This window comes from Sunxiuqinia indica, assembly GCF_009847015.1.
In the GTDB taxonomy this organism is placed as follows: Bacteria; Bacteroidota; Bacteroidia; order Bacteroidales; family Prolixibacteraceae; genus Sunxiuqinia; species Sunxiuqinia indica.
In genome coordinates this window covers 318,953-340,367 of record NZ_WVEM01000005.1, presented here as the reverse complement: position 1 = coordinate 340,367, position 21,415 = coordinate 318,953, and the positions used below count along the sequence as shown (strand labels likewise).

The 21,415-nt window shown below is 40.5% G+C and carries 18 protein-coding genes; 9 read left to right on the top strand and 9 right to left on the bottom strand.

All coding sequences use genetic code 11. The features are described 5' to 3' along the window. Nucleotides 1-26: 26 nt before the first annotated feature. The 4 genes from gldG (at nt 27) to GR929_RS10090 (ending at nt 5,318) form a co-directional block, all read left to right on the top strand. Nucleotides 27-2,438: a gliding motility-associated ABC transporter substrate-binding protein GldG gene (gene gldG, locus GR929_RS10105; protein ID WP_159519333.1), complete on the top strand. Its 2,412-nt coding sequence runs from the start codon at nt 27-29 to the stop codon at nt 2,436-2,438. Nucleotides 2,439-2,568: 130 nt separating this feature from the next. Further along, entirely contained in the window at nt 2,569-3,699 is a 1,131-nt protein-coding gene (gene dnaN / locus GR929_RS10100; RefSeq protein WP_159519331.1) for a DNA polymerase III subunit beta, read from the top strand. Nucleotides 3,700-3,780: 81 nt separating this feature from the next. Then, nucleotides 3,781-4,584: a 3'-5' exonuclease gene (locus GR929_RS10095; RefSeq protein WP_159519329.1), complete on the top strand. Its 804-nt coding sequence runs from the start codon at nt 3,781-3,783 to the stop codon at nt 4,582-4,584. A gap of 119 nt (nt 4,585-4,703) precedes the next feature. Further along, nucleotides 4,704-5,318 carry a fumarylacetoacetate hydrolase family protein gene (locus GR929_RS10090; protein ID WP_159519327.1) on the top strand — a complete coding sequence of 205 codons (615 nt, stop codon included), beginning with the start codon at nt 4,704-4,706 and terminating at the stop codon, nt 5,316-5,318. A gap of 252 nt (nt 5,319-5,570) precedes the next feature. On the opposite strand, the gene GR929_RS10085 is transcribed toward GR929_RS10090, so the two are convergent. Next, nucleotides 5,571-6,860: a hypothetical protein gene (locus GR929_RS10085; protein WP_159519325.1), complete on the bottom strand. Its 1,290-nt coding sequence runs from the start codon at nt 6,858-6,860 to the stop codon at nt 5,571-5,573. A gap of 429 nt (nt 6,861-7,289) precedes the next feature. On the opposite strand from GR929_RS10085, the gene GR929_RS10080 reads away from it, so the two are divergent. The 4 genes from GR929_RS10080 (at nt 7,290) to GR929_RS10065 (ending at nt 14,636) form a co-directional block, all read left to right on the top strand. Then, nucleotides 7,290-8,849, top strand: coding sequence for a reverse transcriptase domain-containing protein (locus GR929_RS10080; RefSeq protein ID WP_159519323.1), 1,560 nt, complete (start codon nt 7,290-7,292; stop codon nt 8,847-8,849). A 25-nt stretch (nt 8,850-8,874) separates the two neighbouring features. After that, nucleotides 8,875-10,095 (top strand): metallophosphoesterase family protein, encoded by a 1,221-nt coding sequence (locus GR929_RS10075; RefSeq protein WP_159519321.1) that lies wholly within the window; start codon nt 8,875-8,877, stop codon nt 10,093-10,095. After that, the gene (locus GR929_RS10070; protein ID WP_159519319.1) at nt 10,092-13,172 is read left to right on the top strand and encodes an SbcC/MukB-like Walker B domain-containing protein; all 3,081 of its coding nucleotides are present in this window, start codon (nt 10,092-10,094) and stop codon (nt 13,170-13,172) included. The genes GR929_RS10075 and GR929_RS10070 overlap by 4 nt, the downstream gene beginning before the upstream one ends. A 111-nt stretch (nt 13,173-13,283) precedes the next feature. Then, nucleotides 13,284-14,636 carry a voltage-gated chloride channel family protein gene (locus GR929_RS10065; RefSeq protein ID WP_159519317.1) on the top strand — a complete coding sequence of 451 codons (1,353 nt, stop codon included), beginning with the start codon at nt 13,284-13,286 and terminating at the stop codon, nt 14,634-14,636. A 95-nt stretch (nt 14,637-14,731) separates the two neighbouring features. Here the strand turns inward: GR929_RS10065 and groL are convergent, their stop codons facing one another. The 6 genes from groL to GR929_RS10035 form a co-directional block, all read right to left on the bottom strand. Next, nucleotides 14,732-16,372: a chaperonin GroEL gene (gene groL, locus GR929_RS10060; protein WP_159519315.1), complete on the bottom strand. Its 1,641-nt coding sequence runs from the start codon at nt 16,370-16,372 to the stop codon at nt 14,732-14,734. A 33-nt stretch (nt 16,373-16,405) separates the two neighbouring features. Then, the gene (locus GR929_RS10055; protein WP_159519313.1) at nt 16,406-16,684 is read right to left on the bottom strand and encodes a co-chaperone GroES; all 279 of its coding nucleotides are present in this window, start codon (nt 16,682-16,684) and stop codon (nt 16,406-16,408) included. Nucleotides 16,685-16,945: 261 nt separating this feature from the next. After that, a complete protein-coding gene (gene secG, locus GR929_RS10050) occupies nt 16,946-17,305 on the bottom strand; it encodes a preprotein translocase subunit SecG (RefSeq protein ID WP_159519311.1) in 360 nt (119 codons plus the stop codon). Nucleotides 17,306-17,318: 13 nt separating this feature from the next. Beyond that, nucleotides 17,319-17,921, bottom strand: a complete 603-nt coding sequence (locus tag GR929_RS10045) for a hypothetical protein (protein ID WP_159519309.1) — start codon at nt 17,919-17,921, stop codon at nt 17,319-17,321. After that, nucleotides 17,921-18,451 (bottom strand): LptE family protein, encoded by a 531-nt coding sequence (locus tag GR929_RS10040; RefSeq protein WP_159519307.1) that lies wholly within the window; start codon nt 18,449-18,451, stop codon nt 17,921-17,923. The genes GR929_RS10045 and GR929_RS10040 overlap by 1 nt, the downstream gene beginning before the upstream one ends. After that, on the bottom strand, nt 18,438-19,670 hold the full coding sequence (locus GR929_RS10035; RefSeq protein ID WP_159519305.1) for a sigma-54 interaction domain-containing protein: 1,233 nt from the start codon (nt 19,668-19,670) through the stop codon (nt 18,438-18,440). The genes GR929_RS10040 and GR929_RS10035 overlap by 14 nt, the downstream gene beginning before the upstream one ends. A 168-nt stretch (nt 19,671-19,838) precedes the next feature. On the opposite strand from GR929_RS10035, the gene kdsB reads away from it, so the two are divergent. After that, nucleotides 19,839-20,606 (top strand): 3-deoxy-manno-octulosonate cytidylyltransferase, encoded by a 768-nt coding sequence (kdsB, locus tag GR929_RS10030; RefSeq protein WP_159519303.1) that lies wholly within the window; start codon nt 19,839-19,841, stop codon nt 20,604-20,606. 19 nt (nt 20,607-20,625) lie between these two features. Here the strand turns inward: kdsB and GR929_RS10025 are convergent, their stop codons facing one another. Next, the gene (locus GR929_RS10025) at nt 20,626-20,901 is read right to left on the bottom strand and encodes a hypothetical protein (RefSeq protein WP_159519301.1); all 276 of its coding nucleotides are present in this window, start codon (nt 20,899-20,901) and stop codon (nt 20,626-20,628) included. Between the two features lie 56 nt (nt 20,902-20,957). Then, entirely contained in the window at nt 20,958-21,395 is a 438-nt protein-coding gene (locus GR929_RS10020; protein ID WP_159519299.1) for a peptidylprolyl isomerase, read from the bottom strand. Nucleotides 21,396-21,415: the final 20 nt, after the last annotated feature.

The following is a 21,415-nucleotide window of genomic DNA, read 5'->3' as shown; positions in this document are numbered from 1 at the left end:
CGTTTGAGCAAAAAGCGAAAGCCAATATGTACAGTTTATTTCGAAAAGAAATCACCAGTTTTTTTGGATCAATAACAGGATACTTAATTGCCTTTGTGTTTTTGATTACTAATGGTCTTTTTTTATGGGTGTTTCCCGGTACTTACAATCTATTAGACGGTGGTTATGCTACACTCGATGGCTATTTTTCACTAGCCCCATGGATTTTTCTTTTTCTGATTCCGGCATTGACCATGCGGTTGTTTGCCGAAGAAAAGCGATCCGGCACTCTCGAGATTTTGATCACCAAACCAATATCGTTGTTACAACTCGTTTGGGCAAAATACTTCGCCGGACTTGTGCTTGTATTGCTGTGCCTGCTTCCAACTTTGGTTTATTTCTACTCTATTTATTGCTTGGGTAATCCGGTTGGAAACTGGGATTCCGGCGCGGCCTGGGGATCGTTTATTGGCCTGTTTTGCTTGGCAGCTGCCTATGTTGCGATCGGTGTTTTTGCCTCGGCCATTACTGATAACCCGGTGTTTGCTTTCGTAGTTGCTTTGTTCTTGTCGTTTGCTGCTTACCTGGGCTTCGAGTTTGTTGCCTCGTTAAACTGGCCGTCGTCAGTCAACGGGTTTCTAATTGAACTGGGTATCAACGAGCATTACCTGTCTGTTAGCCGGGGGGTGGTGGATTCACGCGATCTGTTTTATTTTATTGCTTTTAGTTTCTTTTTCCTGTTATTAACCAGCGTTTTTTTGCGTCAAAAGCAGACTGCAATTAGTGGTCAGTTGAGAAAAATGGGCATGCTGGTTGTCGGACTTGTTTTGTTGACTTATATCTCGTCGGTTTGGTTTTTTCGTATCGACCTGACTTCTGAAAAAAGATACAGCTTATCGCCAATTTCGAAGCAGTTTATTAGTCAGCTGGACTCACCCGTGAAAATTGATATTTTTTTGGAAGGGGAGTTGCCTCCCGGCTTTCGGAAGTTGCAGCAAGCAATCATCGAAAAAATACAGGATATTAACGCTTATGCCAACTACCAGATTCGCGACGAATTGATGGATCCGTATGAAATGGTTAGCAATACAGAAGAGCAAAAGCAGTTGTTTGAACGCCTCGTGTCGTTGGGGCTGAAACCAACTGATTTGCGCTTACAGCGTGACGAGGGAACGGTAACAAAACTCATTTTCCCGGGAGCAGTCATCCATTACAAAGATTATGAAATAGGCATCAACCTGCTGAAAAATAACCCATCCTTATCGGCCGAACAAAACTTAAATCAATCAGTTGAAACACTCGAGTTTGAGCTGATTCGTGCTTTTAAACTGTTGGTTGACGATAATCGTCCAACTGTTGCTTTTATGGGTGGTCACGGAGAATTGGGAGAGCCTGAAACCCGGGATATCCGCCAGGCACTTTCGGAGAATTTCTCGCTTGCCGATGTGGTTGCCGATGAGTTGATTCAGGATACCTTGCCTGATGCGGTGGTCATTGCGGACCCTGTTCAGGCCTTTAGCGAAAAGGACAAATTCTACATCGACCAGTATTTGATGCGTGGTGGAAATTTGCTTTGGCTGATTGATCCGGTGCAGGTAAGCTTGGATAGTTTAAGTAGTGGGGAGACAACTATTGCTTTTCCTCGCGACCTGAATCTGAATGATCAGTTGTTTCGATATGGCGTTCGGGTAAATACCGACTTGGTGCAGGACGTGGAGTGCGTCATGATTCCGGTAAATACCGCACCACTTGGAAGTGCGCCAAAATACACACCCGCTCCTTGGTATTATTCTCCTTTGCTCAGCCCGTCTCAATCACACGAGTTAAGTCGCAATCTGAATCGTGTCAAGTCAGAGTTTATTAGTTCGATTGATACGGTTGGTAAAAATCCGGCAATCAAAAAGTCAGTTGTTTTGCACACGTCCAATTATTCACGGCGGGTAGAAACTCCTGTAGAGGTGAGTTTGCAAAGTATAAATAGTCCGCCGGCCCGCAGTTTGTTTAGTCAATCGGAACTTGCTGTTGGTGTTTTGTTGGAAGGACAGTTTGCATCGGTGTTTCAAAATAGAATGTTGGGCAATTTCAATACAAAAAATATAGAAGTACTTCCCCAATCAAAACCGGCAAAAATGATGGTGTTGTCCGATGGTAGTCTGATCGCTAATCAGGTTTCCAGGCGCAATGGTCAGATTCAGACGCTTCCTTTGGGCTACGATCGCTATTCGCAGCAAACGTTTGGCAATAAAGCCTTTTTAGTCAATGCCATTAGTTATTTGTGCGACGATGCCGGAATTATGTCGCTGCGGACGCAGGTATTTAAAATTCGCCTGCTCGATAAAGTTCAAATTCGGGAGCAACGCTTGTTTTGGCAGCTGTTAAATGTGGTGGCTCCACTTGTGTTGATCTCCTTATTGGGACTGATTTTCAACATTGTTCGCAGACGGAAATATGGTCGTTAATTACTTTGTATAAAATCTCATAAGAAAGGATAGGTTAAAAAAACCAAAGTTTGTATATTCGTGTAATTGTGCTGAAAAATATTTCAGTGAACAGCGCAGGATCTAGAACAAAAATTTAAAATACATATCAATGAAATTTGTTGTTTCCAGTACCGAATTACTGAGTCATCTGAACGCGATCAGTAAGGTGATCAGTTCAAAAAATACATTACCCATTTTGGATAATTATTTGTTTCAACTGGAAGATAATCGGTTAACGATTACTGCCTCAGATTTGGAGTCGACCTTAATTACCAGCATTGAACTGGATAATACCGAAGGAACTGGTGATGTTGCTGTTCCTGCAAAGTTGCTCAACGACACGCTGAAGGAGTTTCCGGAGCAACCGCTGACCTTCCAGATAAATGGCGAAAATTCGGCGATTGATATTTATTCCGAAAACGGTAAGTTCAGTATTGTTGGGCAAAACGGAGAAGATTTTCCTGAGCTGCCTGAGCTAAAGGAAGAAGCAACTGCGACTATTGATGTGAACCACGATGTGCTGTTGAATGGAATTACAAAAACATTGTTTGCCACGGCCGATGATGAACTTCGCCCGGTAATGAATGGTATATTTGTTGAATTGGGAAATGACGATCTGACTTTTGTGGCTTCTGATGCACATAAGTTGGTGCGTTACAAACGCGCTGATGCCAAAGCGGAAGTGGAATCATCATTTATTTTACCTAAAAAACCGGCTGCCTTATTGCGCAACCTTCTTCCAAAAGAAGAGTTCGATGTGAAATTGCAGTTTGATGATAAGAATGCTTTTTTCACCCTGAGTAATTATAAATTGATTTGTCGTTTGGTTGAAGGAAATTATCCAAGCTATAACTCTGTAATTCCGACCAATAACAGCAATCGAATGATTGTTGACCGTCTGGAATTATTCAACACAATTAAACGGGTTTCAGTGTTTGCTAACCAGGCCAGTAATTTGGTTAAGTTACACATCGATGATAACCAGTTGGTGGTTTCAGCACAAGATGTTGATTTCTCCATTTCGGCTGTCGAACGATTGAAATGTCAATATGAGGGTGATGAAATTGAAATTGGATTTAAATCAACCTTCTTACTGGAAATCCTTTCAAACTTGTCGTCTTCTGATGTTAAAGTTGAACTTTCTGATCCAACTCGCGCAGGCTTATTGCTGCCGGCTGAGAAGGAATTTGACGAAGAAGATGTACTGATGCTTTTAATGCCAATGATGATAAATGCGTAAATTGTAACTGAATACATGCTAAAACCTAACAAGATTTTGTTTTGTTAGGTTTTTTTTATTTCAGTAAACTAAAAATATACCATGAATTTAAATCTGAAAAATCCACTGGTCTTTTTAGACCTCGAAACAACCGGAATTAATATTGTAACTGATCGTATTGTTGAAATCGCTCTGGTAAAAGTGCATCCGGATGGGAAGGAGGAAGAAAGGGATCTGCGTATAAACCCGGAGATGCCAATTCCTGAACATGTCAGCAAAATTCATGGCATTTATGATGAAGATGTAAAAGATGCTCCAACCTTTAAAGAGGTTGCCAAGTCGTTGGCAAAGTTTCTGGAAGGAGCCGATTTGGCCGGCTTTAATTCGAATCGGTTCGACATTCCCTTGTTGGCTGAAGAGTTTTTGCGGGTTGGTGTAGATATTGATTTTAAAAAGCGCAAGTTTATTGATGTGCAGGCCATATTTCATAAAATGGAAAAGCGCACACTGGCGGCGGCTTTCAAGTTTTATTGCAAGCAAGAATTGGTTGATGCGCATAGTGCCATGGCCGACACCAGAGCAACGTACGATGTGCTGAAATCTCAGCTTGATATGTATAAAGAGACTGAATACGAGGATAATAAAGGGAAGAAAACTACACCGATTCAAAATGATGTGAATGCGCTGAGTGAGTTTTCATCGTACGATAAAAATGTGGATTTCGTTGGACGCATTGTTTTTAATGAAGATGGTGTTGAGGTGTTTAACTTTGGCAAGAACAAAGGAGTTCCGGTCGAAAAAGTACTGCGCGAACAGCCCGGCTATTTTGGTTGGATCATCAACAGTGAATTTCCGCTTTACACTAAAAAGGTGTTAACTGCTATTAAACTAAGAATGAAAGACTGAGAGAAGCGGTTGACGAAGAGACAGTTCGAACTCGAGAAAGTGAGAGTTGTAGTCATGCTTTTAACAAAAGACTAGTTTCGAGTGGCCGATTTTCTAAAGACCAAATAACTAATTGTATCATGAAAATCATTTGTATCGGACGAAATTACAGTGATCATGTGCGGGAGTTGAATAATGAAATTCCGGACGAACCGGTTATTTTTATGAAACCGGATTCCGCTTTGCTTCGCAATAATGATCCTTTTTACATCCCCGATTTTAGCCAGAACGTACATTACGAATGTGAACTGATTGTTCGCATCAGCCGATTGGGAAAAAACATTGAACCCCGTTTTGCAAATCGTTATTATGATGAGATTGGATTGGGGGTTGATTTCACCGCGCGCGACCTTCAAAATAAACTGCGAGACAAAGGTCTACCGTGGGAGAAAGCAAAAGGCTTTGATCGGTCGGCTGTTATTTCGGCCAACTTCGTAAAAAAGGATCGCTTGCCTGATTTGAATGCCATCAAGTTTGAGCTCAAAAAGAATGGAGAAATGGTGCAGCAGGGAAATTCTGACTACATGCTTTTCCCGATTGATGAAATTATCAGTCAGGTATCTAAATACTTCACCTTGAAAATTGGTGACCTGATTTATACCGGAACACCGGCAGGAGTTGGTCCGGTGGCCATTGGCGATCGGCTGGAAGGGTTTTTGGAAGGTGAAAAGATGTTTGATTTTCAAGTGAAATAACAAACAGTAAAAAAAAATGCAAATAAAGCCCGGAAGTTATCTCCTGGCTTTATTTTTTTACGCTGTCGCTTGCTCGGTGGAACAAATTTATTCCCTTTTAGTTTTTGGCAGTGTCCGGTGAATTAATTCTTGCGAAGTTTTTTATCCGATCAATGAGGTTAAGGAAATAAATTTTGTTGATTTGACATCAAAATTCACAATATTCGGATAATTTATAAAAGGGAATTTTTAAGGGTGTGTGGAAAGTTAACTCTATTGTTTAGTAACCTTCTTCAAAGAAACAGGACATTCAATTACATCAAATTCTTTGATGATATTATTCAGTTTGTTATTAATGATTAGAAGTTTGGATTTAATATCCTTACGGTTGTACTTCTCCTTTAGTAGTTCTTGAATGATATAAGCCCGGCCATTATAAAGAGAAATTTCTTGGCAAATTTCATTACTCCTCTCATTCTCCTCTCCCTCTTGACGTTTTTGAGACAGTGAGTTCAATTCTGATGTTATCTGACCATCGTTAATTAGGCTATTTCCAGAAATTAAATCGATAGCAAAAGATTCATCAGAACCTTTCTTTTTAACGATTAAATCAACAGGAGCATAGAACGATTTAAAGCGATTTATGCCTTCACTATTTACTGATATATTGAACTTTTCTATCTCGTATTTATTCTTTTTCAGGTATTCATCAAAAGCATGTACCCGTTCGTCAAGAATTACTCTTTGGCTATTCTGATGATAGTAAAATATTAAGCTTTCTAAATTTTGACCTAAGAGACTATTTTGAATAAAGTAGTTGTGATTGCTGCTATTTAAATAATCCATTAATTTAGTAGAAGTTTCCGCATTAAAAGATTTATCAGAATCGGTTAAGAATGTCCATTTTTTTCTCATTAACTCAGGAGTTGCTTTAAAGAACTCAAAGGGTAACCACTCTTCACTGTACTTGCCTTTGGCGACATTAAACCATTGAACTTTAACTTTTGTTTTGGAAATGAGCTTCTCTGTAAATCCGTGTTCGCTATTAAGCCATTCGTATTGGCTTTCAGCTCTTTTTTCTTTGATAACAAATGAAGACGAAACGAAACGATCATTTTCCCTAGCCTGATTTTTTATCGTTTTGTAACGCTCGATAATTGTGGTTCGGAGAAAAGCCTGGAAGGGAAATTTAGTCTCGTCTATTGAACAGGGGTCTTTGTCTTCCTCCGATACCGTAGGAAAATCAACAAGTGAATCTTGATAGAACCAAGCCTCTTGGAATCGTCCTAGCTTTGAATCGTACCAAGAACACAAGTATTTTGTTTTTAATTTTGGATTTTCATTCAGTGTTAATGTATTTTCGTTAAACTTTTTTCCCGTATCAAAGCTTTGTGTATATTCCTTAACTAGCATTAACGGATAGTTGTCTGAAGAGGAAGTGATGGTACTTCCAATATATTTAGCATTTAGATTCTGTTTGTTGTCCTTTTCTCTTGGAATTACAAAATAAGGATGATTGCGAATAGCTACTAGCTGACCGATTTTATAATGAATTTGATTCATGAGTGTTGTTAGTTTAGTTTTTTGACTAATTTAAATATAATATTTAAATTAGCGTAGTTTCTGAAACCAAGAGCCGGAGGTTTGTTATTGTTGGTACCATTGTGCCTTGGTAAAGGTCAACCGTTATTTTATGAATTAACGGGAACATTTAGTTAGGATAAATTTATTTAATTTCCAAATTTGCAACTTAAATAAATTTCCTGTAATACTAGCAACATTGTATATCATTGCAACTGTCAAATCAATTAAGATTGTTTGGGCTATTTGGTCTATCATCATTATTGGATCGTTGTTTGTCGATATTAATAAGCTTGTAATAAGCAAAGTATAAAGTAAAGAGAGTTCGGGAATCTGGATTACGGTACAACTGAAAAGTGTAAACAGACCTTGTTATCGATATCTCTACTTGGTTTCAGAAACTTTTTTTATATGGAAAATAAGGATTGGTTCAAAGCGAGGGGTTATCGGCATATTGACAATAAAATTACGTTCTCAGAGAAACGTCTTATTCAGAAAAGTGTATCTAACCCCAGGTGTATAGCGAAGCATGCTTTTCTACCATTGATTTATAAAACAATCAATGAACGAAAATACAAAAAGCTGAAAGATGGCGATGGGGTGTACTACCGTTCCCACTCAGATAGAGGAACTGGTGAATCGACCAAGAAGGTTCGGCCCATTCACTACGCCTGCCATCTCGATGCTCAAATTTATTCCTACTATAATCATAAAATCTTAAATCCTGCTTATGAGAGCTTGATAAAAAATACTTCAGGTTTATCCGATTGTATTTCTGCTTACCGAAGTATACCAGCGCCGGAGGGCTTTCGAAGCAAATCGAATGTGCACTTTGCCAAAGATGTTTTTGATGAAGTGAGAAAACGTGGCGAATGCATAGCTATTGCCATAGATGTAAAAAGCTTTTTTAGTACGCTTGATCACAAAATATTACTCGAAAGATGGAAAGAAGTATTAGGAGTTAGTTTTCTCCCTCCTGACCATTTTAACTTGTATAAGTCAATAACCAGATTTCGATATCTCAGGTTGAATGATTTAAGAACCGTAAAAGGGGGATTTGACGAGCGAGAGATAGCAAATTATCAAAAAAATGGTGTCGATGCTTTTTTTAGATCGATGACTGATTTTCGAGAGCGGTTAAAAGCAAAAGAATTTATTGTGCGGAAGAATCAGTTCCATAAGTCGGAGAATGGAAAACGCTATTTGATTGGTATTCCCCAAGGGCTGCCAATTAGCGCTCTGCTAGCTAATATTTATATGTACAGATTTGATTTAGAGGTGTACAACGAGCTTTCTCTGGAGCAGAATGTCTTTTATCGAAGATATTCTGATGATATTGTTTTGGTCTGTTCAATCAATCAGAGGGAATATGTAGAAAACTTCATTCGCGATACAATTGAAGGTGAGTTGGCAAAACTAAAACTGTCGGAAACTAAAACTGAACGAACAGTTTTCAGGGAGTTCAGAGTTGGTGGAAAGGCGAGGCTGCAATCTTCTGCATTATCAAAAGGTGGAGAAGAAACCTTCAATATTCCATTTAATTATTTGGGCTTCCAGTTTTATGGGTATCAAACGTTAATCAAGAATAATCGTGTATCTAATTTTTACCGAAGGATGAAACGTGCAGTAAGAGTACAGCACTTAAAAGCAGAGAAAGCAAAAGAAAAATACCTTACAGAAAGTAAGACCATTTATAAGGCAAGGCTTTTTCGATTATTTAGTTACAAGGGAATAAAAAAGCGAGAGCTTCCTCGAAGGAGCAGATATATTCTGACTAAAAGTCGTTTGGGGTATTGGGAGCGAAAGACGAATGGAATTCCAAGAAGACACAGAGGGAATGCCCTTAAATATGCCCAAAATGCTGCTGATATTATGGGGGCGCCAGAAATAAACAGGCAATATAGGAATCATTTTAAGATTCTTCAAAAGACTATTAAAAGATACAATTTTGATAATTGTAAGAAAGATTGATGTTTTAAAAAAAACTAGAAAACCAATGAAACTTCTCCATACTTCCGATTGGCACCTTGGCAAACGACTCGACGATTTTTCCCGCATGGAAGAACAGCTGGCAGTGTTGCAGGAAATCTGTGAGCTAGCCGAACAAGAACAGGTGGATGCAGTGCTGGTTGCAGGCGATTTGTTTGATACCTTTAATCCGCCTACCGAAGCGGTCGACCTATTTTATAAAACTTTGAAGCGGCTTTCCAATAATGGCTCTCGCCCGGTGATTGCCATTGCCGGCAACCATGATTCGCCCGATCGTATTGAATCGCCCGATCCGCTGGCTCGCGAGTGCGGGATTATTTTTGCAGGATACCCAAATTCAGTCGTTTCTCCATTTGAGCTGGAATCAGGACTGAAGGTGCTAAATAGCAGCGAGGGTTTTTTGGAACTTCATCTGCCGGGAACCGACATTCCGCTAAGGATTTTATTGACTCCATATGCGAACGAATATCGGCTTAAAACCTGTTTAGGCTTGGAAAATAGCGAAGCGGAACTTCGGGCAGTTTTGGAAGAAAAATGGAACGAGCTGGCTGATCAATATTGCGATCAGAATGGAGTGAATGTGCTCATCTCACATCTTTTCATGATAAAAAAAGGGAATGAATTGCCGGAGGAGCCCACTGATGAAAAACCTATTTTGCATGTTGGAGGGGCGCAGGCTATTTTCTCCGAAAATATCCCCAAACAGATTCAATATACCGCGCTGGGCCATCTTCATCGCATGCATCAGGTGGATGCCGATCCTTGCCCCACATACTACAGTGGCAGCCCGTTGTCGTATAGCTTTTCAGAAGCGAACCAGAAAAAGTACGTGCTGTTGGTTGATGTTGAGCCCGGAGCAGTAGCAACCGTTAGGGAGCTTGAGTTGACAAAAGGGAAGAAGTTATTGCGCAAACGAGCCGAAGGAATGGAGGAGGCATTGAACTGGCTGACTGAGAATCAGGAATGCTTGGTTGAATTGACTTTGGTAACTGAAACCTTTCTGACTGCTGTGGAGCGCAAACAGCTGAATGGCGCCCACTCGGGAATTGTAGCTATTATTCCTGAAGTTGAAAATGCAGAAGAGCTTATTGATGGGAATCAAAAGAAGATTGACCTGACTCGCAGCATGGAAGAACTTTTCCGTGATTATTTTAAGCATGAAAAAGGTCAGAATCCCAATGACGAACTCATGGATTTATTCACCGAAATACTGGCAGAAGAAGAATGATACCTGTACAACTCACCATACAAGGTTTGTACTCCTACCAGGAAAAACAAACCATTGATTTTACAAAACTAACAGCCGCCAGCTTGTTTGGAATTTTCGGATCGGTTGGCAGCGGGAAGTCGTCCATATTGGAAGCGATTACCTTTGCGATTTATGGTAAAACCGATCGGCTCAACCTGTCGGGAGATAACCGGAATTACAACATGATGAATCTGAAATCGAATGAGCTGCTGATCGAGTTTGTTTTTGAAACAGGGAAGGATCAAACAGCTTACCGGGCGGTGGTACACGGAAAACGAAATAGCAAGCGTTTTGATGATGTTAAGAAGCTGGATCGCTCAGCTTACCAAAAGCAGGATGGCTCGTGGTTTCCGATTGAGCCGACGGCGCTGGAACAGGCAATTGGTTTGAGTTACGATAATTTCAAACGGACAATCATCATTCCACAAGGGCAGTTTCAGGAGTTTCTGCAGTTGGGCAATAAAGATCGTACCCAGATGATGAAGGAACTTTTCAACCTGCAAAAGTTTGAACTGTATTACAAAGTAACAGCGCTCGAAGGAAAAAACAATGCCCGAAAGCAACATCTGGATGGGCAGTTGCAACAACTGGGTGAAATTGATCTGGAGCAGGTGAAAAAGTATCAGGAGCAGCTTGCCCGCTTGAAAAAGGAGATGGCTGAGCAGCTCGTTAAGTTAACGAATTCACAAAAGCAGGAGCAGGAATGGAAACAGCTGCTGGACTTGACAAAGAAACTGGAGCAAACAGAAGTTGGCTTAAAAGCTTTGCAAAGTCAAGAGCCCGAATTTAAGAAACTGGAGCAAAATATTGCTAACTATGAGTTGTGTGTCATGCAGTTCAGGCATTTGTTTGAATCGCTTCAGGCAAGCACAAAGAGGATAGCCCAAAAGGAGGTACAGATTAAGCAGGACGACGACAAACTAAAACGGGAAGATGAGGGAATTAGTCGGCTGGAAAAGGAGTTGAAAGAACTAAAGCCAGTCTACGAAAAGCGCGACGAGCTGAAGCAAAAAGCGGATGAATTGGAGCGCATGATCAAAATTAAAGATTTGGCCCGTAAAGTTAAAGATGACCAGGATCGATTGAAGAAGGGAAACGAAATATGCGATAAGCTTTTGGAAGATGTTGAAAAGCTGAAGAAAGAAAAGGCTGAGTTGGAGGGCACTCTTAAATCGGATAAAGCCAAGCTCCCGGATATGGCTGTTTTAGCAAATGCCAAAGCCTGGCATGTTGAGGATCAGAATCTTGCCAAGCAGCTATTGGAGATTCACAATCAGGAGAAGAAATATGAGGATGAGATAAAAACAGCGAAAGATGTCATTCTGAAATTATCGCAGAATTCCTTATTCGATGGTTTACCTGAGGAATCAGATGTTTCCGCAATGGTCAAATTCTTAGATGATAAGCTTGTAAAAATCAAAAAGGAATTGAAATTGCTGGAGAAAGAGGCTGGTGATTTACAGTTGAAAGAGAGGTTGAAGGCTTTTGCCGATGGCCTGACGGATGGAGAGCCTTGTCCGCTTTGCGGTTCCGATCATCATCCACAGATTTACAGTGCTGAAAGCTCGCATGAGGTACAGCAGCAATTAATGCAAAACCGGGAGAAAAGAGAAAAAGAGATTGAACAGATCAGCGAGCAAATAAATCGGTTAAAGGAGCTGGATAGTCATCTGAAATATACGGATAGAAACCTAAAGGAGTGGGCGGAGAAACGGACGGAGGTTGACAAAAAAAGAAAGGTTCACCAGTCTGGTTTTAAGTGGGAGAAGTACCGCGACATCGTTCTTTTAGAAAAGGCATTTCAGGAATCCAACTTACTTCAGGTTTCAATTAAGAAAAAGGAAGCCGAGCTGGAAGAGTTTACTAAAAAGCAGGAAAAAGCTGCTAAAGACAAGGAGAGATATCAGCTTGGAATCGATAAAATTAAGACGGATTTAACCGTTCGGCAAACCGAGCAAAAGACACTGCAAGAGCAGTTGAAGTTGATCGACTTGGTTCAATATCAGCATAAGCCGAACGAGGAAGTTGTCGCAGAGCAGCAGCAATTGATGAAAGATTTTACCAGATTAAAGGAGCAGTTTGAGAAACAAAGCAATTTGTTGATGGAAGGCAAAAAGCGAAAAGATATCCTGACAGGTAGTCTGAATGCGAGCCGCAAAGAGTTGGAGGAGGAAAAGCAGAACCATAAAAAACTGGCGACGGGGATTCATGAAGAGTTGAAGAAAACGAAATTTCAATCAACGGATGAGGTAAAAGAAATATTGGCACAGTCAATTAATCTGAAACAGGAAAAGCAAAAACTGGCTGATTTTAAAGAACAGTTGGTGCTTTCCAGAAAACAGCAGCAGCAGTTGCAGCAGGAAATTGGTGATCGAAAATATGAGTCCGAAAAGCATCAAGCTTTAATTACCGAAATTGGCATGATAAGCGAGCAAACGAAGCAAATGAATCAAGAGTTTGGAAAGCTTACAGAATTGCTGAAGAAGCTGCAACAGGATTTGGAGAGTCAAGGTGCGCTGCGAAAGGAACTGGAAGCACTGAATTTGCGAGAGGAAAACATTCGTACCATGAAGTCCCTGTTTAAAGCAAGTGGCTTTGTTAACTATATTTCGTCGGTTTATTTGCAAAACCTGTGTAATGCAGCCAACGATCGTTTTTTTCAATTGACCCGGCAAAAGTTAAGTCTGGAGATCACCCCCGATAACAACTTTCAGGTACGCGATTTTATGAATGGCGGTAAAGTGCGCAGTGTGAAAACGCTTTCGGGAGGACAGACTTTTCAGGCGGCTTTATCGCTGGCGTTGGCACTGGCCGATAACATTCAGAAAATAACAGAATCGAATCAAAACTTTTTCTTTTTGGATGAGGGATTTGGTTCGCTCGATAAAGAGTCATTATCGATTGTGTTTGACACGCTGAAGTCGCTTCGAAAAGAACGACGCATTGTGGGAGTGATTTCGCATGTTGAGGAAATGCAGCAGGAAATTGATGTCCATCTTCGTATTGATAACCAGAGCGAACGCGGGAGCCTGATTCATGCAAGTTGGAAGGAGTAGTGACTTCACATAAAGTGAGTTGGTAAAAATTGCTAATTTCGTAGGCTGTTAAGCATTTTCATAAAAGTATGTATAGCAGCTTAACTCCGATATTCTGAAAACTTTTTACACATGGTAAAGCGAATTCAATGGTCTTTTGACCAATGGGAAATTCTAAAATATGTTGTTCGTTGGTTTTTACTGGTAATACCGGTTGCCCTGGTTTCCGGATCCATGGTGGCACTATTTTTATACCTGCTCAATCAGGCTACTTTGTTGCGGTGGAACTACGGGTGGTTGATCTATTTTTTACCACTTGCCGGTGTTGTAATTGTTGCTTTGTATCGGTTTAAGGGGAAAAACTCGGAGGCGGGCAATAACCTGGTGATGGATGAGATTTCTAAGCCGGGTGGGGGTATTCCGGTTCGAATGGCTCCTTTTGTGCTGATCACTACGGTGGTTACTCACCTATTTGGAGGGTCGGCCGGGCGAGAGGGAACGGCGGTGCAAATAGGTGGAAGCATGGCTCATTATATCGGCAAAAAGTTAAAGCTAAATAAAGATGACATGCGTATTCTGTTAATCTCGGGAGTGGCTGCCGGCTTTGGTGCTGTTTTTGGAACCCCGGTTACCGGTGCAATCTTTGCCCTTGAAGTAATGGCCATTGGTCGGATTAAGTACGATGCTTTGCTGCCTGCCTTTCTGGCTTCGGTAATGGCCGATATCGTGTGTTCTGCCTACGGAATCCAGCATACCCATTACCATATCGATTTTCAGGACACGCTGTCGGGAAGTACAGCATTTCTTCATTTCGATCTTCCACTTTTACTTTCGGTAATGGTGGCGGGGGCATTGTTTGGTTTGGCCGGGTTTGCGTTTTCTGAGTTGTCGCACGTTATAAAAAGCTTGTCGAATAGGTACATCAGCAAAAAATTGCTGATTCCGGTTATTGGAGGGGGGCTGGTTCTCGTGATCTCGTTCTTGTTAGGCACAAGAGATTACTTGGGTATTGGAGTGACCACTCCTGATGGAACGGGAGTCAGCATTGTGAATGCGTTTAAAGCAGGAGGATCTGACGCCTTTAGTTGGTTTTGGAAACTTTTGCTTACGGCAATTACACTGAGTACCGGATTTAAGGGAGGGGAAGTAACTCCTCTGTTTTTTATTGGTGCTACTTTAGGAAATACCCTGGCAATGGTGTCGGGAAATCCGGTTGAGTTGTTTGCCGGCCTCGGGTTTATTGCCGTTTTTGCCGGAGCAACGAATACTCCACTGGCTTGCACTTTTATGGGAGTCGAGCTTTTTGGCGGCGAATATGTATTGTACTATGCAGTGGCTTGCTTTATTGCTTATTATTTCTCTGGACATACGGGTATTTATACTTCTCAGCGGGTAAGCGTTTCCAAAGCCAATCTGAATAATAGTGTTGATAATAATAACACCTTGAAATCGATTCGGGATCATAAAAGGAAAAGAAAAGGATAATCGAGACATACACACTTTGTGATACAGTATCAATAAACGAAAAAAGAGGATGACCTTTTGGGACACCCTCTTTTGTATTTATTTTTGTGTGTGGACTACATCATGCCGCCCATACCACCGCCCATGCCGCCGCCCATTGGAGGCATAGCAGGAGCATCTTCTTTTTCGTCAACTAAGACACATTCGGTTGTCAGCAACATACCGGCAATTGAAGCTGCATTTTCAAGTGCTACACGAGTTACTTTAGCTGGATCAATAACACCAGTTTCGTATAAATTTTGGTATTCGTCAACACGTGCGTTGTAGCCGAAGTCGCCTTCGCCTTCAATAACTTTTTGTACAATTACAGCACCTTCTTTACCTGCATTAGAAACAATCTGACGCAATGGTTCTTCAATGGCACGTTTTACGATCTCAATACCTGTTGTCTCGTCATCGTTTTCTCCGGTTAAGCCTTCCAGCGAAGCAATGGCACGGATATAAGCTACACCACCACCAGGAACAATTCCTTCTTCAACAGCGGCGCGGGTTGCACTCAATGCATCGTCAACACGGTCTTTCTTTTCTTTCATTTCAACTTCCGAAGCAGCACCAACATAAAGGACTGCAACACCACCGGCTAATTTAGCCAAACGCTCTTGCAGTTTTTCACGATCGTAGTCAGAAGTTGTTGATTCAATCTGACGTTTGAGCATGCTTACACGAGCTTTGATTGCTTCATCATCGCCAGCTCCGGCAACCACCGTTGTGTTTTCTTTATCAACAGTAATTTTTTCAGCCTGACCAAGCATTTCGATGGTTGTGTCTTCCAGTTTCATACCTTTTTCTTCGGTAATTACTGTTCCACCTGTCAATATAGCCAAGTCTTCCAGCATTTCTTTGCGACGGTCGCCAAATCCGGGAGCTTTTACAGCACAAACTTTTAGTGAACCACGTAAGCGGTTAACAACCAAAGTAGCTAATGCTTCACCATCAACATCTTCGGAGATGATCATCAATGGACGTCCGCTTTGAGCTGTTTGTTCCAATACAGGAAGCAGATCCTTCATCGTGCTGATCTTTTTGTCGTGGATCAGGATGAACGGATTTTCAAGGTCAGCTTCCATTTTTTCGGTATTGGTAACGAAATATGGAGAAATGTAACCACGGTCGAATTGCATACCTTCCACAACATCAACATAGGTTTCTGTTCCTTTGGCTTCTTCAACTGTAATTACACCTTCTTTGTGTACTTTTTCCATGGCTTCAGCAATCAATGAGCCGATTTCCTCGTCACCGTTTGCCGAAACTTTGGCTACTTGCTTAATTTTGTTGTTGTCGTCGCCAATATTGTGTGATTGCGATTTAATGCTTTCAACCACTTTCGTGACAGCTTTGTCGATACCGCGTTTCAAATCCATTGGGTTAGCACCTGCAGCAACATTCTTCAAGCCAACATTAACAATTGATTGTGCCAATACAGTCGCTGTTGTTGTTCCGTCGCCCGCATCGTCACCGGTTTTGCTGGCTACTTCTTTCACCATTTGAGCACCAATGTTTTCGTAGGCATCTGCAAGATCAATTTCTTTAGCTACCGTAACACCGTCTTTGGTGATTTGAGGAGCTCCGAATTTTTTCTCAATAACTACATTGCGACCTTTTGGTCCTAAAGTTACCTTAACAGCATCAGCCAGTTGGTCAACACCCTTTTTCAGCAAGTCTCTTGCTTCAATATCGAATTTAATTTCTTTAGCCATTGTTATTTTCTTTTAATTCTCTGTTAAACTTAATTAAACGATGTATAATACATCAGTTTGTGACATCAACAAGTAGTCAGTCCCATCAATGTTCAACTCTGTACCGGAATATTTTCCATAGAAAACAGCATCTCCAGCTTTCAGTTCCATTGGCTCGTCTTTTTTATCGGCACCAACCAAAACTACTTGACCAACTTGTGGTTTTTCTTTTGCGGAATCGGGAATGATAATTCCACTAGCTGTTTTTGTTTCTGCTTCCTGAGGTTGAACCAGGATTTTACCTGCAAGGATTTTACCTTTTAACTCTGCCATTTTTTTAATTATTTTAGTTAGACATTTTTTTAAATTGACACCTTTATATATCGAATTTTGTGCCAAAAGAAGTAGGTCTCAAAAAGTCTTCCTTTTTGAGACATTTTTTCATTTTTGACAGTCCCTGATTTTTGGAATATCGTTGTTTGTACATGTTTGTCAGAGTTTTGCAGGTTTTGTCAGTTTGCGGTTTAACCTGACATATGGACATAAAAAAAGCCACTCAAATGTTGAGTGGCTTTTAAATATTTTTTCTGCGTTTTATTCAGCAGGGGTTTCTTCTGTTGTATTATCCTGTTCTTGATCTGGCACTGTTGTAGGAAAGTTGGGAACAGCATTAGGATCAACTGCATTTTCAATTTGTTCCTGAATAGCCGATTGATTTACTTGTTCAGCTGTTCGTGGAATAAAAGCACTTCCTAAAACAGAAAAGAACAATAAAGCTCCAGCGAGAGCCCAAGTTGCTTTTTCCAAAAAATCGGTGGTTTTACGAACACCCATAATTTGGTTTGATGACTGGAAGTTGCTGGCTAAACCACCACCTTTTGAATTTTGAACCAACACAATCAGGATCAAAAGAACACAAGTGATGAAAATTAAAACAGTAATTAGCGTGTACATGGTGTGCTTTTATTTAATTCGTTAATTTTTTTATTTTCTCAATCTGCCCGGCAAAGTAAGTACTTTTTTCCGGATATTTCAAACTTAAATTTTCATAAGCTTGAATTGCTTTTCGGTAGTGTTTTTGTTGCCAGTAAATTTTAGCAAGTGTTTCAGTAACAAATGAATTGTCCGATTTTTCTTCTTCCTTTTCTTCAACAGGCTGGTCAACCTCCTCTAATTCTTTTGTCACTTCCTTTTTACGAATGGAACGAATCAGATCAACGAGCGACTCATCTTTTTGCTCAGTCGGTTCTTGCAGTCGATAAAAGCCGGGAGTCATGTATTCCAAGGCTAATGGATCAACTAGAGTCTCTGCGGGCGATTGTTCTTCATTCTTAGGGATTTCTTGATGGATGAAGTGGTAAAGTATTCGCCTGTCTGCTACATGAATGGCTCCTTGTTTTAGGTATTGTTCAAAATCAGGATGATCCAGTATTTTTAGATTTTTTAAGAGTAACATCCATGCCGATTGAAAAGTAGGATAATTTTTAACCAAGGTTTTTAACTCGGTTAAACTTTCCTGATTAAGGGTTTCAGGATGTTTCAGATAATTATAGAAAACGTTTTTTTGCATTACCAGTTCGCGATAGAAGCATTAAAAATATCTTCGGTTAATTTATCCAAAATATCAACAATTAGCTCGTCTTCAACTGAACTTAAGATTTGATTGCTATTAAAGTCTTCATAGGCCGAGAATGTTTTTTCCCAGTTATCATCAGGGCTTTTGTTGTTGGTGTATTTTACTTTTATAGTTACTGTTAGTCGTGTTTCAGCTGCCAAATCTCCTTCCGAAATATTCATCGGTCGTGTGTCGTAGCCTGTGATTTGTCCTTCAAATTCCAGATCGCCTTTTTCTTGCATTTGATCTAACGATGTTTGACGCAATAACTTATCCTGCAAGGCTTCAGTCATTTGCTGGCTTAAATTTGGATTGATTAACCGTGCCCTGTTGGGGAAATAATAAACGGTAAATGTTTTTACATCGGGCGCAATCGAAGCTCCTGTAAATGAGTAGGATACTTTGCAGTTTTGAAACAGACCACCTCCGACTAACACAAATAGTATAATAAGTATGAGGCCATTGAATCGATTAGTTAATGTCATATTCCTTAATTTTTCGATAAAGGGTGCGTTCTGAAATTCCCAATTCCTGAGCGGCATATTTCCGTTTGCCTTTGTGTTTGTTCAATGCTTTTTTGATCAACTCAATCTCTTTATCTTCCAACGATAATGATTCTTCAACAAATTCTTCAGTATCCTGAATATCTTCCCGGTTGATGGGCTCATTGTAATGAGTCGGCGGATGATTGTGAGGCTCAGGAACTGTGGGGTTTTCTTCTTGCTGATAAATTTTACGAATGATTTGCGCATTGTCTGTGTGAAATTCAGGTCGATCAGCTCCATCTACCATTAAGTCATGGACTAACTTTTTTAAGTCGTTCACATCTCGTTTCATATCAAACAGAACCTGGTACAGGATTTCCCGTTCGTTGGCGAAAGTTTTTTGATCAATGCCATTGTACAGTGCAGGCAACTTGCTGGCTTCAACCGGCAGGTAGCCACGCATCGCATTTCCATCAATCATCCGGTTTTGCTCAATAATTGAAATTTGCTCGGTAATGTTTTTCAATTGGCGAACATTGCCCGGCCAGTCAAAGTTGATCAATAAATTCTGAGCGTCTTCGTCTAAACGAACAGGGGGCATCCGGTATTTTTCAGCAAAATCCATCGCAAATTTCCTGAATAACAAGTAGATGTCCTCTTTCCGATCACGAAGAGGAAGTATGCGGATAGGGACCGTATTAAGTCGATAGTACAAATCCTCGCGAAATTTCCCTTCCTGAATGGCGACAGGGATGTCAACATTTGTTGCAGCCACAACTCGCACGTTGGTTTTCAGGACTTTTGAAGATCCTACTTTCATAAATTCTCCGGCTTCGAGTACTCGAAGCAAACGAACTTGAGTTGATAGAGGAAGTTCTCCAATTTCATCTAAAAAGATGGTTCCACTGTCAGCTTCTTCAAAATAACCTTTGCGGTCGGACATCGCCCCGGTAAAAGATCCTTTCTCGTGACCAAATAGCTCGGAATCGATGGTTCCTTCCGGGATGGCTCCGCAGTTTACAGCAATATATTTCCCATGTTTGCGGGAAGAAAACTGATGTATAATTTGTGGGAATGCTTCTTTTCCTGTTCCGCTTTCTCCTGTAATTAAAACTGATAAATCAGTAGGAGCTACCTGTACAGCCACTTCTATGGCACGATTAAGTACTTCTGCATTACCAATTATTCCAAAGCGTTGTTTTATTTCCTGAACATCCATATTTTTGACACTGAATTTTCGACTGACAAAGTTACAATTTTAACTATTAAAGCCTTTGTTTTATCGGTTAAGAATGTTTTAGAGTCGGTATATAACGAGTTTTTTAACAATTTTTAGTTTTTTCTTGAATCTGGGAGTCATTACTAAAAAGAAAAATGTGATTTAACGATGGAATCAACCAAAACTAAGTTTATTGGAATTATACCGGCTCGATACGCTTCAACCCGATTTCCCGGTAAACCCTTGGTGAAACTGGGCGATAAGCTGATTATTCAGCATGTTTATGAGAATGCTGAAAAGGCGATAGACGATGTTTGGGTTGCTACTGACGATGAGCGGATTGCAAAAGCAGTTGCCGGATTTGGGGGGAAGTATGTGATGACTCGCGATGATCACCAGAGTGGAACCGACCGGTGTGCTGAAGCGGCTGCACTTTTGTCAGCCGAAATTCAGTTTGATGTGGTTATTAATATTCAGGGGGACGAGCCATTTGTGCGCCAAGAACAATTAAATGCGCTCAAATCATGTTTTGATGACTCGGAAACTGAAATTGCAACTTTGGTCAAGCAGATTGAAAGTTATGAAGTATTATTTAATACGAATCGCCCCAAGGTGGTGATGGATCGTAATCAGAATGCATTGTTGTTTAGCCGCGAGGCAATTCCTCATATTCGAGATGAAGAAAGGGAAAAGTGGTTAACCCGTCATGATTTTTTTAGTCATCTTGGGATGTATGCCTACCGGAAAGAGGTGTTGGAACAGATTACTTTACTATTGCCTTCGCGATTGGAACTGGCCGAATCTTTGGAGCAATTGCGTTGGCTGGAAAATGGATACCGGATCAAAGTGGCAAAAACCAGCTTTGAAAGTATCGGAATTGACATACCCGAAGACCTTACTGCTGCAGAGAAATTTATAGCGAAAAATGGAATGTAAACAACGGGAATGTTCGTGTTTATATTGAGATATAATAAAGGGCGAGTGATAGAATAAGAAGTAGAATCAGGTAAATGGTTATTCGAATCTTCTGTTCAAATTTTTTCTGCTTCAATAGTTTTTGCCGAAATTCCTGAAGTTCCTCGCTAGTGGCCTTTTTGAAGCTTAGTTTATTGTGTTTGTATGGAGAGTCATTAACAATTCTGTTTTTGAGTGCATGACCTTTTGCTTTTAAAAGATTACGATTACTCTTTATTGACTGCACCATAGCAGCAATGGCTCCTCCTCCAGACATAGGGTGTTGGTATTTGATAAAGGATTGGATGAGTTTGATCACCCAATCCTCCAATATTACTCTTCGATGATTACTATTTTTTCAATTTCATCTCCCTGACGGATATTATCAATCACTTCCAATCCCTCGTAAACTTTTCCGAAGCACGTGTGCTTGCGGTCAAGATGCGCTGTATTTTGTCGGCTGTGACAAATAAAAAACTGCGAACCTCCGGTGTCTTTTCCTGCATGAGCCATTGATAAAACACCACGATCGTGGTATTGATTGTCGCCATCCAATTCGCATTTGATTGTATATCCGGGGCCTCCGGCACCAGTTCCATCGGGGCAACCTCCCTGAACAACAAAATTTGGAATTACCCGGTGGAAAGTTACTCCGTCGTAAAAGCCTTCTTTCGATAGTTTGATGAAATTAGCAACTGTTAAAGGTGCATCATCTTCGTAAAAGTTAACTTTCATGATACCTTTTTCGGTATGAATTTCTGCTTGTTTCATTTTTATTTATGTTTTTATGA

What these genes read in the sequence shown, in the direction of transcription:
- GR929_RS10080 (WP_159519323.1), top strand. Translation starts at nt 7,290, where the DNA reads ATGGAAAATAAGGATTGGTTCAAAGCGAGGGGTTATCGGCATATTGAC.
- GR929_RS10095 (WP_159519329.1), top strand. Translation starts at nt 3,781, where the DNA reads ATGAATTTAAATCTGAAAAATCCACTGGTCTTTTTAGACCTCGAAACA.
- GR929_RS10055 (WP_159519313.1), bottom strand. Translation starts at nt 16,684, where the DNA reads ATGGCAGAGTTAAAAGGTAAAATCCTTGCAGGTAAAATCCTGGTTCAA.
- GR929_RS10035 (WP_159519305.1), bottom strand. Translation starts at nt 19,670, where the DNA reads ATGGATGTTCAGGAAATAAAACAACGCTTTGGAATAATTGGTAATGCA.
- GR929_RS10040 (WP_159519307.1), bottom strand. Translation starts at nt 18,451, where the DNA reads ATGACATTAACTAATCGATTCAATGGCCTCATACTTATTATACTATTT.
- groL (WP_159519315.1), bottom strand. Translation starts at nt 16,372, where the DNA reads ATGGCTAAAGAAATTAAATTCGATATTGAAGCAAGAGACTTGCTGAAA.
- GR929_RS10075 (WP_159519321.1), top strand. Translation starts at nt 8,875, where the DNA reads ATGAAACTTCTCCATACTTCCGATTGGCACCTTGGCAAACGACTCGAC.
- GR929_RS10045 (WP_159519309.1), bottom strand. Translation starts at nt 17,921, where the DNA reads ATGCAAAAAAACGTTTTCTATAATTATCTGAAACATCCTGAAACCCTT.
- GR929_RS10070 (WP_159519319.1), top strand. Translation starts at nt 10,092, where the DNA reads ATGATACCTGTACAACTCACCATACAAGGTTTGTACTCCTACCAGGAA.
- gldG (WP_159519333.1), top strand. Translation starts at nt 27, where the DNA reads ATGTACAGTTTATTTCGAAAAGAAATCACCAGTTTTTTTGGATCAATA.
- GR929_RS10065 (WP_159519317.1), top strand. Translation starts at nt 13,284, where the DNA reads ATGGTAAAGCGAATTCAATGGTCTTTTGACCAATGGGAAATTCTAAAA.
- GR929_RS10090 (WP_159519327.1), top strand. Translation starts at nt 4,704, where the DNA reads ATGAAAATCATTTGTATCGGACGAAATTACAGTGATCATGTGCGGGAG.
- GR929_RS10085 (WP_159519325.1), bottom strand. Translation starts at nt 6,860, where the DNA reads ATGAATCAAATTCATTATAAAATCGGTCAGCTAGTAGCTATTCGCAAT.
- GR929_RS10020 (WP_159519299.1), bottom strand. Translation starts at nt 21,395, where the DNA reads ATGAAACAAGCAGAAATTCATACCGAAAAAGGTATCATGAAAGTTAAC.
- kdsB (WP_159519303.1), top strand. Translation starts at nt 19,839, where the DNA reads ATGGAATCAACCAAAACTAAGTTTATTGGAATTATACCGGCTCGATAC.
- secG (WP_159519311.1), bottom strand. Translation starts at nt 17,305, where the DNA reads ATGTACACGCTAATTACTGTTTTAATTTTCATCACTTGTGTTCTTTTG.
- GR929_RS10025 (WP_159519301.1), bottom strand. Translation starts at nt 20,901, where the DNA reads ATGTCTGGAGGAGGAGCCATTGCTGCTATGGTGCAGTCAATAAAGAGT.
- dnaN (WP_159519331.1), top strand. Translation starts at nt 2,569, where the DNA reads ATGAAATTTGTTGTTTCCAGTACCGAATTACTGAGTCATCTGAACGCG.